General features: G+C 41.2%; 12 protein-coding genes. 7 read left to right on the top strand and 5 right to left on the bottom strand.

Annotated features, from left to right (window positions below; translation table 11 throughout):
* Positions 1 to 473 precede the first annotated feature (473 nt).
* From QME03_RS06785 to QME03_RS06770, 4 genes are all read left to right on the top strand, one after another.
* The gene (locus tag QME03_RS06785) at positions 474 to 3386 is read left to right on the top strand and encodes a hypothetical protein (protein ID WP_281723869.1); all 2913 of its coding nucleotides are present in this window, start codon (positions 474 to 476) and stop codon (positions 3384 to 3386) included.
* Between the two features lie 223 nt (positions 3387 to 3609).
* The gene (locus tag QME03_RS06780) at positions 3610 to 3837 is read left to right on the top strand and encodes a hypothetical protein (RefSeq protein ID WP_025817416.1); all 228 of its coding nucleotides are present in this window, start codon (positions 3610 to 3612) and stop codon (positions 3835 to 3837) included.
* 30 nt (positions 3838 to 3867) lie between these two features.
* Positions 3868 to 4770, top strand: coding sequence for an ATP-binding cassette domain-containing protein (locus QME03_RS06775; RefSeq protein WP_025817414.1), 903 nt, complete (start codon positions 3868 to 3870; stop codon positions 4768 to 4770).
* Positions 4767 to 5543, top strand: a complete 777-nt coding sequence (locus tag QME03_RS06770; protein WP_281723868.1) for an ABC transporter permease — start codon at positions 4767 to 4769, stop codon at positions 5541 to 5543. Before QME03_RS06775 ends, QME03_RS06770 begins: the two co-directional genes overlap by 4 nt.
* A 91-nt stretch (positions 5544 to 5634) precedes the next feature.
* On the opposite strand, the gene QME03_RS06765 is transcribed toward QME03_RS06770, so the two are convergent.
* The 4 genes from QME03_RS06765 to QME03_RS06750 form a co-directional block, all read right to left on the bottom strand.
* Positions 5635 to 6021, bottom strand: a complete 387-nt coding sequence (locus QME03_RS06765; protein WP_281723867.1) for a hypothetical protein — start codon at positions 6019 to 6021, stop codon at positions 5635 to 5637.
* A gap of 649 nt (positions 6022 to 6670) precedes the next feature.
* On the bottom strand, positions 6671 to 7369 hold the full coding sequence (locus QME03_RS06760) for an LrgB family protein (RefSeq protein ID WP_025817411.1): 699 nt from the start codon (positions 7367 to 7369) through the stop codon (positions 6671 to 6673).
* Between the two features lie 128 nt (positions 7370 to 7497).
* On the bottom strand, positions 7498 to 7929 hold the full coding sequence (locus tag QME03_RS06755) for a CidA/LrgA family protein (RefSeq protein WP_281723866.1): 432 nt from the start codon (positions 7927 to 7929) through the stop codon (positions 7498 to 7500).
* A gap of 336 nt (positions 7930 to 8265) precedes the next feature.
* On the bottom strand, positions 8266 to 11226 hold the full coding sequence (locus QME03_RS06750) for a PEP/pyruvate-binding domain-containing protein (protein WP_281723865.1): 2961 nt from the start codon (positions 11224 to 11226) through the stop codon (positions 8266 to 8268).
* Positions 11227 to 12065: 839 nt separating this feature from the next.
* On the opposite strand from QME03_RS06750, the gene QME03_RS06745 reads away from it, so the two are divergent.
* On the top strand, positions 12066 to 13772 hold the full coding sequence (locus QME03_RS06745) for a hypothetical protein (protein WP_281723864.1): 1707 nt from the start codon (positions 12066 to 12068) through the stop codon (positions 13770 to 13772).
* A gap of 668 nt (positions 13773 to 14440) precedes the next feature.
* Here the strand turns inward: QME03_RS06745 and QME03_RS06740 are convergent.
* Complete coding sequence (locus QME03_RS06740; RefSeq protein WP_146210649.1) at positions 14441 to 14629, bottom strand: hypothetical protein; 189 nt, start codon at positions 14627 to 14629, stop codon at positions 14441 to 14443.
* 383 nt (positions 14630 to 15012) lie between these two features.
* Between QME03_RS06740 and metG the strand changes: the two genes are divergently transcribed.
* Positions 15013 to 17058: a methionine--tRNA ligase gene (gene metG / locus QME03_RS06735; protein ID WP_281723863.1), complete on the top strand. Its 2046-nt coding sequence runs from the start codon at positions 15013 to 15015 to the stop codon at positions 17056 to 17058.
* A 214-nt stretch (positions 17059 to 17272) separates the two neighbouring features.
* On the top strand, positions 17273 to 18358 hold the full coding sequence (locus tag QME03_RS06730) for a mannose-1-phosphate guanylyltransferase (RefSeq protein WP_110370517.1): 1086 nt from the start codon (positions 17273 to 17275) through the stop codon (positions 18356 to 18358).
* Positions 18359 to 18810: the final 452 nt, after the last annotated feature.

Raw genomic sequence — 18810 nt, 5'->3', positions numbered from 1 at the left:
TCCTTGTGCGCTAGAAGGGTGACTCCGCAAGGGTAGGTTTTGTAAACTTTCATTACTTCACTTAACACAAAAAAAGACTTGCAACCTGCTAAGGGTTGAAAGCCTAAGTGGTGTTATTGCTCATTGAGGCACACAAAACGCCAGGAAAAGGTTCATTCTGATAATCAACAAACTAAGAATAAACAAAGAACGAATGGGTTACCAATTGCAAACGAGCAAGTTACTTTTCCTTTCTTTATTCTGCATTGCTTCAAAAAATTCTTTATTCATTCTGCAAAGATACTCGTCTCATCGTTTATTCTGCAACGATTTATGCGTATTTGCACTTGCTTGTTGAATTCACGTATTGAAAAATAATGGGGAAAAATAACAAGAAATATTTTTAAAGTTAAAAAAAATGCGTCTTATAAGCATATTATTGATAACTTTGCAATTATCTATTCATGATTGACATAGAAAATACCTATATAATAATGAAACAACTTTTGGGAATATTATTATGCATGATGCTGGCTTTGCCTCAGAAATCATTTGCGCAACAGCCTTCATCTACCTCTAAAAAGACGCGAGACATGAAAATGTACGGGCGTGTGGTAGACAGTTTTACAAACCTTGCCATCGTCGATAGCAAGATAACATTGATGACTTTGGATAGTACGGTGGTTGATACTTGTTCCACACAGGCATGGAACAAGAATGCCATTCACCCAGAAGCCTATTTCTTTATGACACCCAAGGTTTCCGAAGGCAAATATATCATCAAGGTGGAAAATCCCAAATACGAAACCACTTACTACAATCATGAGATTAGCTTCAAGACTCGTGCAACGGTGATTGACTTGAAAGACCTTACCCTGAAACGAAAACGAATGGAAGATGTAGAACATAACTTGGGCGAAGTAGTGGTGAAGAGTACCAAAATCAAAATGGTTAACAAAGGCGACACCATTGTCTTTAATGCCGAGGCCTTCAACCTTCCCGAAGGTAGTATGCTAGATGCGCTCATTCGACAACTGCCTGGAGCAACGATGAACAGCAATGGTGAGATATTCATTAATGGCCGTAAACTCGATTACCTCACACTCAACGGAAAAGATTTCTTCAAGGGTAACAACAAACAACTCATCGAAAACCTACCCAATTACACCGTTAAAGACCTCAAAGTGTTTGAAAAGAGCACCGAAAAGAGCCAAGCTATGGGCATTGACGTAGAGAAAAAAGACTACGTGATGGATATTCAACTGAAGAAACAATACGAAAAAAACTTCATCGGTAATGCCGACATTGCGGGTGGAACCAATAGTAGATACGCCCTCAAGTTGTTCGGCTTGTATTTTACACCACGCATACAAGTCTCTACCTTTGCCAATATCAACAACGTAAACGAAGACCGAAAGCCAGGCGAGAAGGGCGACTGGGATCCTACCAAGTTGCCAAAAGGACAAGTAACCCGAAAGACCATCGGTCTAAACTTTGCCAACAGTAACGAGAAGAACACGGTAAATAATAGTCTATCGACAAGTGTTTCATGGCTCAGCACCCATAATATCACACACACGGCAGCTGAATCTTTCTTGGGTACCGCTAACAACAACTTTACACGACGCATTAACAATAGTACCACCAAGAATACTATTTATGAGCTACATGATCAGTTTCGTGTCAATAAGTCATACCAACTTATGGCTATGCTGTGGTTGAATTATAACAAGTTTGATAACTTAAGTACAGACAAGTCTGCCTCTTTCCAGACTGCCCCCAAGAGTTTAGGATCAACAGAAGCTATCCTTGACTCTGCTTTTACGCTTCGCCTTCCACAACTCTCCACCTATAAAGGCATAAATAGGCAATTATCTCAAACACTCGGCAATGGTCATACACTCAGTTCAGCATTGGATATATACTTGGGAAAGCCTTTAAAATCGGGTGACAGAATAGGAGTTCAAGTCAAAAGCACATACGAAAACATCAAGAATTATAACTTCAGCAAATACCAATTAGACTACCTCCAGGAGGCGGGAAAGAAAGATTATCGCAATAGATATGACGAATCACCTTCTTATACCTATTCATATACTTTTAATCCTCAGTACATATTTGTTCTCCCCTCAGGCTTTAACATCATCACCGGGTATGAATACAGGCAAGCTGGCAATTATCGAAACAACAATAAATATCGATTAGACCGCTTGCAAGAGTGGCAAAATGAAGACCATAGTATTGGAAGTTTGCCTTCTTTGCGGGATTCCCTCTTACGTTCGTTAGACCTCAATAATAGTTATACAGGCTACTATATGAGTAAACAACATATGGGAGTACTGGGTGTACATTATATGAAAAGAAAAGGAAAAGGGTCCTTTACATTTGGCGTATTTACGCCTCTAAGCTATAAAAAAGAACAATTGGATTATAGAAGTGAACCGATAACAAAAGCCATCTCTCAGAGTAATTGGATCAAACAAATAAACTTTTCAGGTCAATTGGTTCATAATGAATATGAATTTATGGCGTGGGGTAATTCGACAACCACTACTCCCGATATGTATTCGTTGATTGATCGCCGCGACAACTCCAACCCTTTAGCCATCTCATTGGGAAATCCGAACTTAAAAAATGGCAGACAGAGTTCATTGGGAATAAGATTTAGCGATAAGCATAATAGACGATACAATTTACCTTCCATCTACTTCGGTATTCAAGAAACGCACAATGCCGTGGCAAACGGGTTCATCTACGACCCACAAACGGGTGTATATACTTATAAACCCGAGAACGTAAACGGCAACTGGTCAGCACATAGCGAAATTTATTATAATGTTCCGTTGGATAGCATGAAATACTTCAACTTATTCACCGAAACAGAATATAACTACGACCACAATGTAGACTTGACGGGAGTTGCAGGACAAACGAGTAGCGTATTGAGCAAAGTGAATAACCACACTACCCGACAACACCTGGAGCTTAAGTACCAAAAAGAAACCTTAAGCTTGAGTTTGATGGGACAGCTCTCATGGCGAAACGTCAATAGTACCCGTAAGGGCTTTACACCCTTCAACACCTACGACTACGAATATGGCTTCATCGGTTCGTATAGCATGAAAACGGGATTGGAAATGGGAATGGACCTCAAGATGTTTAGCCGCAGAGGCTATGCCGATGAGCAGATTAATACCAACAACTTGATGTGCAATGCGTACATTACTCAAAGCTTCATGAAAGGGAGATTTGCCGTGAAACTCGAAGCGTTCGACCTTTTCCATCAACTTAAAAGCGTAGATTATCAAGTGAACGGCCAAGGAAAGAGCGAGATACGCCACAACACTATCCCCCACTACATCATGCTACATGCTATTTATAAGATGAATGTGGGAGGGAAGAAATAGGGATACCGTCAATGCTCTCCGTTCAAGTCAGGCAGACATCGCATATCCTTATAATGGAATTGTTTATCAAACATCAGCTATTTTGCGGAGATATTATTTAAACACTAAAGACATCAAGGTCCTCTATAAAAAAAATAATATGCTTTATTTTCTTTGCAATCAGCCAATATATGGAGGTGACGTATTTGTAAATAGGAAAAATATATTGATATGAACATGAAAAATGAAAGACATTATGGATGGGGGAATGAATATTATGACTGCTATAATAGATTCACAAACCTTGGAAATAATGTATATAGGTTTGATGCTCCTTTATTCCATCTATGTCATCCGAGAAAAGAGAATAGTTCTTTCCGCCCAAAAACATTTCACCATATATTTTCCAATGAATTATTTAGAATATCAAATAGCTCAAATAAGAGCTACTGAATTACATAAAATCATTTAAATACGATATTTTTAAAAGATAGTGTTGATTATGAATATACTAGAAACCAACCATCTCACTTTTAACTACAGAAATCATTCTGTATTAGAAGACATTAACTTGAAGATTCCAGAGGGTTCCATTTATGGATACTTAGGCAAGAATGGGGAGGGTAAATCTACTACGATAAAGATACTTTTAGGATTGGAGCAAACCCCAAAAAACACGGTATTCTTCAATCAAAAAGAATTTCATTCTAACAGATCGTATATCCTTCAAAATATAGGATGCCTGGTAGAACAACCATTTTTCTATGCAGATTTGAGTGCCTATGAGAATCTAAACTATCTGGATATGCTATATCATTGTGGACAAAAGCGCATTAAAGAGGTTTTAGAACTTGTGAATTTGACTAAAGATAAAGACAAAAAAGTTAGAAAATATTCTACAGGAATGAAACAACGCTTGGGAATTGCGATGGCAATGTTTCATAATCCTAAATTACTCATTCTTGACGAACCACTCAATGGACTAGATCCGCAAGGTGTTTATGAAATGAGGGAGCTAATGCTCAAACTTCAAAGCGAAGGAAAAACGATTTTCATATCAGGACATATCTTAGCTGAACAGGAGAAAATATGCACACATATCGGAGTATTAAATAACAAAAGATTATTGTTTCAAGGAGAAATTAACAGTCTACTCAATCAGAAAAAGCTTTCATATTTAATATATACAGACCAGCCGGAACGAGGCATGGAGATATGCAAAGAGCACTTGATACCCGTAAATAGAATTTCTGACAGAACGTTTATAATAGAAATAGAACAAGATGGATCTTTTGACAGTTTTAGAAATTTAATGCAACAAAACAACATTCAAATTATATTTGCAGATAAATGCCAAGAAAAATTGGAGTCTGTATTCCTTCATCTAATAAAATCCGACTTATGAAACCAGTATCATTCTTTACCATTCTTAAAAGCGAACACTATAAATTAAGATTTAACATTGCCATTTGGCTCTTCTTGTTATTTCCTTTTATCATTACTTTATGTATTGATGTATATATCCTGTTTAAACATGCTGATGCTGTCAATAATCCGGCAATAACTTTTGATTATAATCCTTGGGTATGGTTATTGGGTAGATACATCTTTGAATTCTATGCTCTGCTTTATCCAATTCTTGCTGCCGTTTTGAGTTATTCTTTATGCGATGTAGAATATAAGAATTATGGATTTAGACTTCTTTTTACAAGACCTATGAGCAAGGTGACAGTTTATTCGAGCAAAATTGTCTTCCTTTTAGAGATTATCTTTATTTCTTCCCTTATAGGTTATCTTACTTTCCTCCTGTCTGGTTTTGCTCTGGATAAGTTATTACCTGGATATAAATTCTCCAGTTATAATGATAATATCCTAATGGTTTCATATTTCTTGTATTTGTTTATAGCACTTTCTGCTGTTTCATTTATACAATATTCTCTTAGTTTGATTTTTAAGAGTTTTGTTTTACCTATTGGGTTTGCTAGTCTCATGACGATTTTTGGTATTATTGCTCAAAATAAAGATTATATCTACCTTATACCCTATAGTACAGTGTGGAGATTAAACTATTGTATTTATAGCGGAATAATAAACTTTTCGAAAGGCGAATACGTAAACATAGCCTATGTGCTATTCTTTGTCGTTATCTCATTTTTTGTATTTATAAGAAAAAAATAAAAGATACCCTTCGATGAAAAAATCAAATAAATAATTAGTCCTCCCTTACAAACCTAATATTTCTCTGATTCATAGTATATTATACAATAAATTATTTGCTTATATCTGCCGTTTTTTGTACCTTTACATTATAATTCTTGCAAATATTTAGTCCTCCCTTAACAGGTACAAAACGACTAACGTCGCCCCACTGATTTTTCATAACGAGCGTATCCTTGCGAAATGAAATATGTTGTACGATAGTTGTTCCGTCAGCGTCTATAGTCATACTATCGCCTGCAAACTGATAAGGTATTGCCACAATAGGATATTCATCTACATAATACAAACTATCCTTATCGATTTTTAACACAGTAACCTCATCACCACTTGGCGCCCAAAAACCAAATAATCGGGACTGCAGACTCTGTTGAGGCGAAGAGGCCATGCAAGACAGCATAATAAAAGCTGCTATTGAAATAAAACATTTTTTTTTCATACTTGAATACTTTATATATTATATATAACGCAATTATTAAAAAATAGCATAATTGATCTTCTCTTTTCAAAAGAGACTATCAATTTTTAAAGCTATAATTAGTACTGTTTGATTTCTATATGAAATGCAGGATCTTTAGAATTAAATTGATCTAATAATATGTTCACTCGCTTCAACTGCGCATTATGAAATACTCTTCGTTTATCCACGGGAACTCTCTGCCAGGACATATCAATAACATTTATTTTTTTAGTGTTTCAGGTGTTCCACAATGATGGGATACATTATACCGTCCAAGTTCATAGATTTTATCTATCATCTTTTGTTTATTTGGATAGCATTCCTGAACTTTTGTTCCAGCTTCTTTATAAAATGCAGTCCCTAGGGTAATATTACAACAATCCTTTTATGAATACTGTTAACACCATTGAAATCAACAGTAAAGCTATACAAGGACAAACATATAAATACCAAAAATACAATAACAACTTGGTAACGATTGAATTCAGCTACAATTTCAGAATTGGAAAGACTCGCAATCTACAAAAACAAATAAACAACACAGATACTGATGCCGGGGTTATTAGATGAGTATGAACATAAAACGCGCCAAGCAACAGTCCCCAGCCTTTACCCTGGAGCTAAACATTTAGATAAAACCCAGCAAACGCAAGATGGTGGGCGTGAGTAAGGCCGTGAAAATGCCGTTGAGGGTGATACCCAAACTGGCAAAAGCGCCGTATTTGTTGCTAATACCCATGGCCGTGGAAGCACCAACGGCATGCGAAGCCGTGCCCATTGATAAGCCGCGAGCGATAGGACTGTTGACATGCCCCATGGCTAAGGTTTTAAATCCTAGTATTGCTCCAAGTATTCCGGTTATCACCACCACTGCAGCCGTGAGCGAAGGAATACCCCCTAGGGCCTGTGTAACCTCCATGGCAATGGGCGTTGTTACCGACTTGGACGCCATAGAGATGATAACCACATCTGATGCATTAAACAATTTGGCTATCAACACCACGCTAACAATACCCACCAAGCAGCCCACCAATTGCGAAAGCACAATGGGAAGCCATAGCTTTTTGATGGCTTCGAACTGCAAATAAAGCGGTACACCTAGGGCCACAACGGCGGGTTTGAGCCAAAAGTCGATTAGGCTGCCGCTCTCTTCAAACTTTTCGAACGACACACCCGTTATTTTTAAATAGGCTATCAGCAGCACGATGGCTATGAGAATGGGGTTGAGCAATATCCAGCCTGTGCGATATTGCAGTCGGCGGAAATAATAAAACACGGCAAAAGTGAGTGCCAAAATAATATATTGGTTGGAAAAAAGCTGTTGCATTGTTTACAAGGAGAGGGGTAAAAGTGATAACTTAAAGTATAGCGCGCTGCATCAATATGCCTTAACGCCAGTAAAATAGCGAGGGGAAAACCTAAAGATCATCTATAACAGGCCATTTTATCATTTGTTTAAACCTGTATTTCGTTTTCTTCTGAAACACATTCGGCGTTGCTGTTTTCTTTTGTCTTTTGTTTTTTGCGCAGGTTCATCGCCATGATTTTACGTTCGGCTTTAACCACAAACTGGTGCATATGGCCCGTAACCACTAACACAAGAATGGTGCTTAGCACGGTGGCCATGACTATAGGCCACAATTCTTTTTGAATAACGTCGAGATAAAGCATAATGGCAACGCCTGGTGGCACGAAGAAGAAACCGAGGTTTGCCAGCAAGAATTGGGAAAGCTTTTCTACCCACTCAAGCTTAACAATCTTGGTTTTAAGAAAAAATGTGAGCAACAACATGCCAATGATGCTCGATGGTAGTTTGATGCCTGTGGCCCAAACAATAACCTCGCCAAGTGCAAGGCAACCGAAGATTACAAAAAACTGTTTAGCCATTAAAAACCCTTTAAAATAGGAGTTTACGTTTAACGTTGATGTGAATTGTTCGCTACTGGACGCCAACTTCTGTGTTGGCTTTGGCGGTTTCCCCAAAAAGCATTGCGCCACGTATGGGCGTTGTTTTTGTGCGCTGCGCAAGAGCAATGCGCCCCTTTCGCCCACTTTAACGAAAGCAAAACAGCTACAAGAACCGTTTTTTAGAACTCGCCTTTATCTTTGAAACGATGCAAAGGTAAGATTATTTTTTGAATTGTGAAAACAAAAGCCACGAGCAAGCGTCATGGCGTTGCACGCTCTGCAACGCCCTAACGATACCCAAGTGGTGATTTGCCACTAATTCATAAGCACAACACCTTCGCCCTTCATACCATCCATCAAGATGCGCAGCGCACGGGGAAAACGCACGTGGCGCACATGTTCGGTTTCTTCTACTGCGGGCAAGGCATCTAGCACCTCTTTGCGAAGCAGGCCATCGGGTACATTGGTGTCGATGGTGAAATAACCCACTCCAAAGCTTGTTAGGTTTTGAAAAAAGTGCGTTCCCTGACTGGGGTCTACGCGATAATTCTTCAATGCCACCTCTACAATGATGCGCGCTGCACTGATATGTGGCCACTTAACGGGCACACCCAACCAGAAATCGCTCGAACCCCAGCGCCCAGGACCGATAAGAATGTAATTGCGGTCGGTGCCAAGAAACTTGTTATTGATGCTTTCTACCTCTTGTGCCACACTATAATTATGGGCAGCCGAGAAATGATCATCGTATTTTACATACACCACATCAGTGACATCGTCGCTAACACCATGGCCCAACGAGTTGTGCGAACGCAACAAGCATTGTTCATCGGCAATGGCAGCCACATCCTCGTCGAGCATTTGTTTCGAGTCTACGATGGGGCGAATTTGCAAGAGATTAAATTCGCCAGTGCGGTCGGCATTGATGTTGCACGCAAATTCTATCTCCACGGGTCGCTTCATGGCCTCTTCGCCATAGCGCATGGCCATCTGCATAATTTGCGGAAGCGGGAAAGCATCGTGTTTGAGCACGCCCCCAAAGGTGATAACCTTGCGCCCTTCGGGATAAATAGCTTCGCGAATAATGCCATCGTTGGCATCGTAGGTGGCAGCAATATAGTGCAAAGCATTGTCTTGCTCGGCCTCTTTCAATCCCAATTTCAAAATATTAAACCCATCGTCGACGGCAAAGTCGGTGGCAGGATGGGCGGTGTCGAGGGCATAAAAATGGGTTTGGGTGTCGCGCAAGGCCGTTTTTAGTTCGCTGGTTTGAAGCACTTGGTTGGGGTGATACGGACTAACGCGAAGAGTTTGTCCACCATCAACAATATATTTGCCTAAGCCTAAGGCCAAATTGGCAATGCCCTCTTCGGCCTTTTCGTTGCCCACGGGATAATAATTTATTGAGCGAAGCACACCGCTCACATTGGGATAATAGTGCCCGCCATGGTCGTTGCCCACCACAGCTTGCAAGATAACGGCCATTTTCTCTTGGTCGATAACATTACTCGTGGCCGACATATAGGCCTTAGAGTCTTTATAAAACACCGAGGCATACACACCTTTGATGGCCGCTTCGAGCATTTGCAACATGGTTTCGCCATCGTCTATATAGGGAATCATGTAGGTGCTGTATATTCCAGCAAAGGGTTGATAGTGGGCATCCTCGAGCAACGAACTAGAACGAACGGCAATGGGGCAACGTGTGGCCTGGAAAAAAGTGGTAAAGTCGGCTTTCAAACTGTCGGGCAATTGCGCTGCAAGGAAGTGCTGAAGTATTTCGGCATCGCTGGCATCGCTTAAAGCCACCTGATAAAGGTTGTTTTGTTCCATAAACTGGTCGAAGAAGTCGGTGCAAAGCACTACAGTTTTGGGGATATGAACCTTTACGCCAGCAAAGCTATTAAATTCGGGATGGCGCTTGATAACATTGTCGAGAAAAGCCAGTCCGCGCCCTTTTCCACCCAGCGAGCCATCGCCAATGCGCGCAAAGTGAGCATAACGGTCGAACTTCATACGGTCGAACACGGCCACAACGCCCAGGTTTTTCATGTTGCGATAGCGCACAATGGCTTCGAAAATAATTTGTCGGTGAGCATCAACATCCTTTAATTTGTGCCACGTAACACCCTTAAGGAAAGCCGAAACGGGGAAGATGCCACGAGCAGAAAGCCAACGACTAACGTGATTTCGACTGATGTGAAACAGCATCGAATCGTAGGGAATATTGAAAATATTATCTTGTAGCTCTTTAAGCGAACTAATACGGGCCACCTCTTGTCGCGTTTTGGGGTCGCGAAAAATAAAATCACCGAAGCCCATGTGCTCTTCCATGAGGTGACGAAGGTCGAGACTCATCTTCTTAGAGTTCTTATCAACAAAGCGAAAGCCTTCTTTTTCGGCTTTCTCTCGATTGTGCGACTCAGAACTTTCCATTATCAGCGGCACGTACTCGTCGCGTTTTCTTATCTCGCGCAGCAGCTTAAGCCCGGCCTCGGGGTCTTTAACACCATCTTTGGGAAATCGCACATCACTGATAACACCCAATATATTATTAGGGTATTTTTCGTAATAAGCCAAAGCCTCTTCGTAGGTTCGGGCGAGCACCACCTTGGGTCGGCCCCTCATTCGCAATGCAGCAGCATGGCGGTTGAGTGCTTCGGTGGATATACGTTTGCTCTGAATCAAGATATAACTGTAAAGATTAGGCAGGATAGACGAATAAAAACGGATGCTATCTTCAACAAGAAGAATGGTTTGCACGCCCGCCTCTTCGATATCGTGGTCAACATTCATCTTGTCTTCGATTAGTTTGATGATAGAGAGAATAAGGTTGGTGTTGCCCAACCAGCAAAAAACATAATCGAAGATACTGAGGTCTTCGTTTTGCATACGGTGCGTAATGCCGTGCGAAAAGGGTGTGAGCACCACACAAGGCACTAGCGGGAAGCGCTCTTTCACGGCATGAGCCACCGCAAAGGCATCGTTATCGGCATTGCCTGGCATACAGATAACAAGGTCGACACTAACGCTCTGCATCACCTCTTCGGCCTCTTCGATGGTGCTAACCTGGCGAAAGGTGGGCGGATAGCGCAACCCCAGTTCCACATATTCGTTATAAATCTTTTCATCAATGCGGCCATCGTCTTCGAGCATAAAGGCATCATAAGGGTTGGCCACGATAAGCACGTTGTAAATGCGGTGCTTCATCAAGTCGATGAAGGTTACATCCTTAAGCAGGATGTCGTTCCACTCTTGGGGTATCTTGTTATCCATGTTGCAAGGGTTTGGGTTTAGGTGTATATTGGGGTTTGTTTTTACTGGCGAGGGGCGAACCTTTTGCAGTGTTACAAAATTAAGACAATAGCACCGAACACCCAAAATATTTGGGCAGAACTTGTTAAACAACAGGCAAAAAACAACGCAACCCGAAATTACGAGCAACTTAAACCCCAATCGATTATTAGACAACAATGTTTCTAGAACTTTTGTTTTTGTGTTGTTTCCTAACATCTTGTATTTTTTTGTCGGTGTCTTGTTTGTCTTTGCAACTTGACATAGCCCACTACACCTGCACTACAAAGACAGCCACTCTGCTCGACAATAAAACAAAATCTTTTAAGGCGCTAATGACCGAGATTTGGGTTAATGCCACTCACGCGGGAATTTAATAATTTTAAATATCAAACTTGAGAAAAGATATCGCGTACATTTTACGCCCTAAAACACCTAACTCTATATGTGGCTTTATATTATAAGGTGTAGAAAAAGCACAGCAACTGCATGCTTCAACCAACAATCTAACATGAAATTCACCTGAAACGACAAATAATTTGGAAATATAAAACAACCTAAACAACACCTCTTTTTATTACACCCTGCAAGACAGAATATGTTTTTACTTAGCAAACTAAAGAAAATACTATATCTTTTTATCTTACATTTTGAAAGGTTTTGCACGAGAAACCTACTTATTCTGCATCAATAACATTATATTTATTATCAAATTACAGTATTTTTCACAAAAAATATCGTAACTTTGCACACAAAATAAAACGAGTTAAAAGTAAAGGGCGTATTCTTGCGTGAACAAGTTGCCCAAAAAAATCAAGAAAATGAACACAAAAAAGACATCATTTGGAACGCTGTCGCTTCTTTTTATGCTGACAGTGGCACTATTCTCAGGATGCGCCAACAACACTATTCCCGCAACTGAAGACAACGAGACAGTAAGTAACACTGGTGATGGAGGAAACGTTACATTCGATTTTGTTACCTCAAGCGAACACGCCAACTACATTGCTGGCAACCCCACATCAGAAAATGCAACGCGTGCAGCTAATACAAACAACCAGGGTAACGTAATTGCATCGGGTGCAGAAGACCTAGGCAATGGACTGGAAGCACTGGTTGAGGTGGTTGAAACACCCCAAACAAAAGCTACTACTCGCGCTATCATCAAAGCTCCTGCTGGTAAGTACACCGTACTGGCTTATCAAAACGGCGAACAAAAAGCTAAATGGGTGCTTAAATACAATGGCTCGAGCTACGAAGCTATAGAAGGAACTAAGGCCGAACAATTTTTGGCTAAAGGCGAATACACATTCTATGTATTTAGCGAACACCTTACACTTGAGAATGGCAAGATTGTTGCAAGAAATGGCAGCGACAAACAAAAGGCGCTTTACTTCTCTGGCACATCTACAATCAATGAAGCTAAGGGCAAATCGAAAGTTCAATTTGTGCTTAAACCATTCTTTGCACAAGTATTCTTCAAAATTAAGGCTTTCTCTGGGGCTGCATTTAATGGACCTACGACTGGAAGTTTCACCTTTGGAGCAAACGCCATTCCCACCACTTGCACCATCGACCCCACCACTGGCGCCAAAACGGTAGAAAACAACACCGCTGCAGGCGAGCTTGCCTTTGGCAACTTCACGGGTAACCAAACAGAAGGTACACCCGTAAAATCGTACATCCAAAGCCAAACGGCACAATACATGTTGCCTGGCACAGATGTAACTAACATGAAATTTAAGTTTAGCACTCATTCTTCTGGTACTATTTACAACAAAGCCATTAAAGACAAAACACTGACTATCACCAATAAGATAGATGGTAACCTGAAAGAAGGACAAAGCTATATCGTAGCCGTAACCGTTTATTACACTGCCACCTACCTGTTTAGCGACGGAACCACTGGCACTATGGGTAAAAAAGGTACACGCACACCTATCGCATTGGTTGTGGGAAAACCAGCAGGACATCCTTATACGTATGCAATAGCGTTGAAAGATGCTAGTGGAGGCAGCAAATGGAGCACTAGATACGATAACAAAAACAAGGTTTCTGCAAATCAAGTTAATACAGCCATTAAACAGTATAACGGATGGGACAATACCTATAATCCACTCTTCACCAGTAATACCAGTATAATAAAGGGTGAGAGCGAGTATTTCCCAACATTCAAGTACGCGGCTACATACAACCCCGGAACAAAGCTAACAGGAAAAATTCAAAATGAGAAATGGTTTTTAGGAGGCTTAGGCGAATGGGAATTGGCACTTAACACTTTTGGGGTTGAGTCGTTAATTAACTCTAAAGATAAGAAGGACTTAAAGTACACGAACCCTCTAAACTACAACTTAGTACGAATACTATTTGAACAAGCAGGAGGCGACCCACTAAGTGGCTTCTTCTGGACAGCTGACTGTCATGGTTTAGCGCACACGATTGTACTTCGTCCTGATCAATTGAAGAAAGAAGTTGCTACCAAAAACACAAATTCTGGAGCTACTCGCGCTTTCATCCGCTTTCAATAACACCTAACATAAGGGAGAGATTGCTAAACAATCTCTCCCTTATTGTTTTATCCCACAAAGAAACTTTAGCTTAACAAATAGGTAAGCTCAAAAGAGCGCAATGCAAAAATCATCAAACAACGCTAGCATCACAATAAAAACATCATGCAAACTTCTATCGAAAAATATTAATACCACAATAACAGCAAACCATAAGCCCAAAACAAAACAACAAACAGAAAGCTAACCTTTACCTTGAACGCAAAAAGTAAACAAATCCCAATACAACAACGCGCAAATCTTTCTCTCCACGCATGTTTTGCGTTTCAACTCGGCTACTACTAAAACCGTCACAAACAACAACACGCACATAAAAAACATCGCGCCAACAACTGTTATACTGTTGTTGGCGCGACTTTATTAGCCTACTGGCCATAATTAAACCGAACTATTCGGCAATAACTTAAAGGCATGGAGCGAAACTTATTCGCATTGCCTTGAAAAGAGTTTTTGAGTTGGGCAAAAATATTATCTATAACAAATAGAAAATTGCCACGTTTTTGTTGTTAGTGATTATACCAACTGAATACTACAGATTGGGCAACTTGACTTTTTTGTATATGTATAAACGCTCTCTTATAACTAGATTTTAGAAGACTTATTAGTAAATTGCTTATAGCGTTTATACTTTACAAGTCGTTATCTTCGCCACCAGCATCGTGCTCAATCGATGGGCCGTAACCCGTATCTGCTCCAGCAGAGTTATCTGATTCTTTGCTTATGCTTGTTACCGTGGTGCTACCGCAAAGCATTCCTAAAACATCCATATTGACGCAGCTTACTTTTGGGCGTATATACATCTGCTTAATTATCCTCATAATTTCAAAGATTAATTTAAATAAATATTAACGTTGTACCTTTTTACTCTCTTGCAAAGTTACAAAATAATTACGATTTAACCGCAAAACTGCCCTCTTTTTTACCCCACTTCATACTTATATATCTTGTTTAACCTAACAATTGTAAACAAAACTAACACACAATTGATGCACATCAATCAACTTTCACCAACAACCAACAAAATACAAAACAATCATCGTATAAACTTAACAAATACCTATTGGCATAATAAACCCAAGTTTCGGCATACGAAACAAGCACATGCCGCTTTTTTTTTGTACTTTTGCAACGGCATTGAACAATGATGCTACATGCCAAAACAAAAGACAATAAGCAAATACACATTATTATATACAGCACAATGGAACAAAAACAATACAAACGAACCACCGTAACGGCTGCCCTGCCCTACGCTAACGGTGGCGTACACATCGGACACTTGGCTGGCGTGTATGTGCCTGCCGACATCTTCGCAAGATATCTACGACTGAAAAAAGAAGACGTGGTGTTTATCGGTGGTAGCGACGAACATGGCGTGCCCATCACCATCAGAGCAAGAAAAGAGGGCGTTACACCGCAAGACGTGGTGGATAGGTTCCACTCCATGATTAAAAAAAGCTTCGAAGACTTCGGCATTTCGTTCGACATCTATAGCAGAACGACTTCGCCCACACACCATGATATGGCCAGCAACTTCTTTAAAAAGCTTTACGATGATGGAAAACTGCTGGAAAAAGAAACCGAACAATACTACGACGAAGAAGCACACCAGTTTCTGGCCGATAGATATATCACGGGCGAATGCCCTCACTGCCACAACGAAGGAGCTTACGGTGACCAATGCGAAAAGTGCGGACGCGACCTGTCGCCTACCGAACTGCTACACCCACGCTCAACCATCAGTGGGTCGCAACCTGTGATGAAGAAAACAAAAAACTGGTACCTGCCACTAGATAAATACCAAGACTGGCTGAAAGAGTGGATTTTGGAAGGACATAAAGAATGGAGACCCAATGTATACGGACAATGCAAGAGTTGGCTTGACCTAGACTTGCAACCAAGAGCAATGACGCGCGACTTGGATTGGGGTATACCTGTGCCCGTGAAAGAAGCAGAGGGAAAAGTGCTTTACGTGTGGTTTGATGCACCTATTGGATACATTTCAAACACCAAAGAACTACTGCCCAACTCGTGGGAAAAGTGGTGGAAAGACCCAGAAACACGCTTGGTGCACTTCATCGGAAAAGATAATATCGTGTTCCATTGCATCGTTTTCCCCGTGATGCTTAAAGCGCACGGCGGCTATGTGATGCCCGAAAACGTGCCTTCTAACGAATTTCTGAACCTGGAAGACGACAAAATATCGACCTCGAAAAACTGGGCGGTGTGGCTACACGAATACCTTGTGGATTTCCCCGGTAAGCAAGACGTGCTGAGATATGTGCTAACGGCCAATGCTCCCGAAACAAAAGACAACAACTTTACGTGGAAAGACTTCCAAGAGCGAAATAATAACGAACTGGTGGCCGTGTATGGCAACTTTGTTAACAGAGCACTGCAGCTGACAAAGAAATATTTCGACGGGAAAGTACCAACTTGCGGCGAACTCAACGACGTGGATAAGCTGGCACTAGATGAACTTAAAGATGTGAAAGAGAAGGTGGAAAGCTTGCTCGACACTTATAAATTCCGCGACGCACAGAAAGAAGCCATGATGCTGGCTCGCATCGGTAACAAATATATCGCCGAATGCGAACCCTGGAAAGTGTGGAAAACCGACCCTAAAAGGGTGGAAACTATTCTCTACATCTCGCTGCAACTGGTGGCCAACCTGGCCATCGCCTTCGAACCTTTTTTGCCCTTTAGTAGCGCCAAACTGCGCAATATGCTGAACATGCCACAAGTAAACTGGAACGAATTGGGCAACACCGAAATTTTAAAACCTGGCCATCAGCTGGGCGAACCCGAACTGCTGTTCGAGAAAATTGAAGACGAAGCCATCGAATATCAGTTGAAAAAACTGGCCGATACAAAAAAAGCTAACGAGGCAGAAGCCTATAAAGCTAAAGAGATTAAACCCGTAATAGACTTTGCCGACTTTGAAAAGCTTGACCTACGCGTGGGCCATATCCTAGCTTGCGAGAAAGTTAAAAAGGCTAATAAACTGCTTAAATTCACCATCGACGACGGTAGCGGAAAACCAAGAACCATCGTTAGTGGTATCGCTAAGTTCTACGAACCCGAAGAACTGGTGGGAAAAGACGTGGTGTTTATCGCCAACCTTGCTCCCAGACAATTGATGGGAATCGAAAGCCAAGGCATGATTCTATCGGCAGAGAACTTTGATGGCGACCTTAGTGTGCTGTCGCTGTTGAAAGAAGTGAAACCAGGCAGCCAAGTGGGCTAAACAAAAACTTGGTAGCGAAACACTAACACACTACATAACCACATCCCCCACCCTTCTCCAAACAGAGAGGGGTGGGACAGGATGTGGCAAATATTGGTACTTACTAACCCTTTTCTACTCCATTTCTTATTATTTGAGAAGAAATAACCCTGTTTGTTTGGCAGACTTGAAGTTTTTTTATACTTTCGTCTGCGTAAACTACACATCTGATAAAATGAACACCAACAACAACTATTGCCTGATCTTGGCAGGCGGTCGAGGGCTTCGCCTTTGGCCTTATAGTCGAATGTCCTTCCCTAAACAATTCGTCGACTTCTTTGGAGTGGGACGAAGTCAACTGCAACAAACCTTCGATAGATTTGCACAACTAATAGATACATCGCATATTTTTGTTAGCACAAACGAGTCTTATGCCGACATCGTGCGCAACCAACTGCCCGAATTGCCCAGCGAAAACATATTGGTGGAACCAATATACCGCAGCACAGCTCCAAGTGTGGCGTGGGCTTCGCACCGTATCCTTAGACTTTGTGCAGACGCAAATATCGTTGTAACACCATCCGACCAAGCTATTCAGAAAGAAGACGCGTTTCAAAGAGATATCATTAGAGGCTTGGAATTCGTGTCGAGAACCGACGGAATGCTCACACTTGGCGTGAAGCCCACGAGACCCGAGCCCGGATATGGCTACATACAAATGGGCAAAGAGGTGGAAAACGATGTTTTCGCCGTGCAGTCGTTCACAGAAAAACCCGACCGCGAATTTGCACAAATGTTTATGAAAAGTGGCGAATTCTACTGGAACACGGGCCTGTTTCTCCTTAACGCACGGTTCGCCTTCAAACGTTTCAGCGAACTTCTGCCTCCCGTCCTTAGACAATACGACGCCGAAAATCCGCAATTCGACATACACAAAGAAGCAGCTTTCATCCGCAAAAACTTCCCACTCTATCCCAACTTGTCTATCGAACACGGCATATTGGAATCGACCAACGATGTGTATGTAATGCAATGCCACTTCGGTTGGGCCGACTTGGGCACATGGCACGGCATGTACGAGACCATGAGAAAAGGCGAAAAAGACAATGTGGTGATAGATAGCGACGTTATTCTTGAAGATAGTAGCAACAATATTATCAAGCTTGCCAAAGGCAAACTGGGCGTAATAAATGGGCTCGACGGCTTTATCGTGGTAGAAAAAGACAATGTCTTGCTTATCTGCAAAAAAGAAGACTCGTCGGCTAAGGTTAGAAAATACGTCAACGAAGTACGCCTAAAAAAAGGCGATGGCTTTGTGTAATTGCCACTTCCAACTATAAAAAGCAAAGAGTTCCACACTAGATAGGTTATGTCCCTACGTGGATAAAATCTAACGAAGCATGCTTAGTCTCATCCTTTCTAAGCACGCATCACTTATATTTAAAAGACAACACTGCCACTGACATCGTTTTGCGCGACGAAAGACATGCGCTAAACGATAGAGTTATTGAAGAAAATCCTATCGTTCATTAAATAAAAGGGATGAGAAAGACTTCAATCAAACGATAGAATGGCTAAGCATCGTAATTTTATTTAAACCCAAATAGGTCATTAGGCCACAATGTTTCCTAAACTCTTGTTTTTCTGTTGCTTCCTAGCATCTTTAATTTTTTGTCTGCATCTTGTATGTCTTTGCAACTTGCCGTAGCCACTATGCCTGCGTTACAATGACAGGCAATCTGCTCGACAATAAAACAAAATCTGTTTAAGCTC

Source organism: Hoylesella shahii (assembly GCF_937990675.1).
Lineage (GTDB): Bacteria > Bacteroidota > Bacteroidia > Bacteroidales > Bacteroidaceae > Prevotella > Prevotella shahii.
Note: the sequence above shows the minus strand (reverse complement) of the source record. Positions and strands in the feature narration are given on the sequence as shown.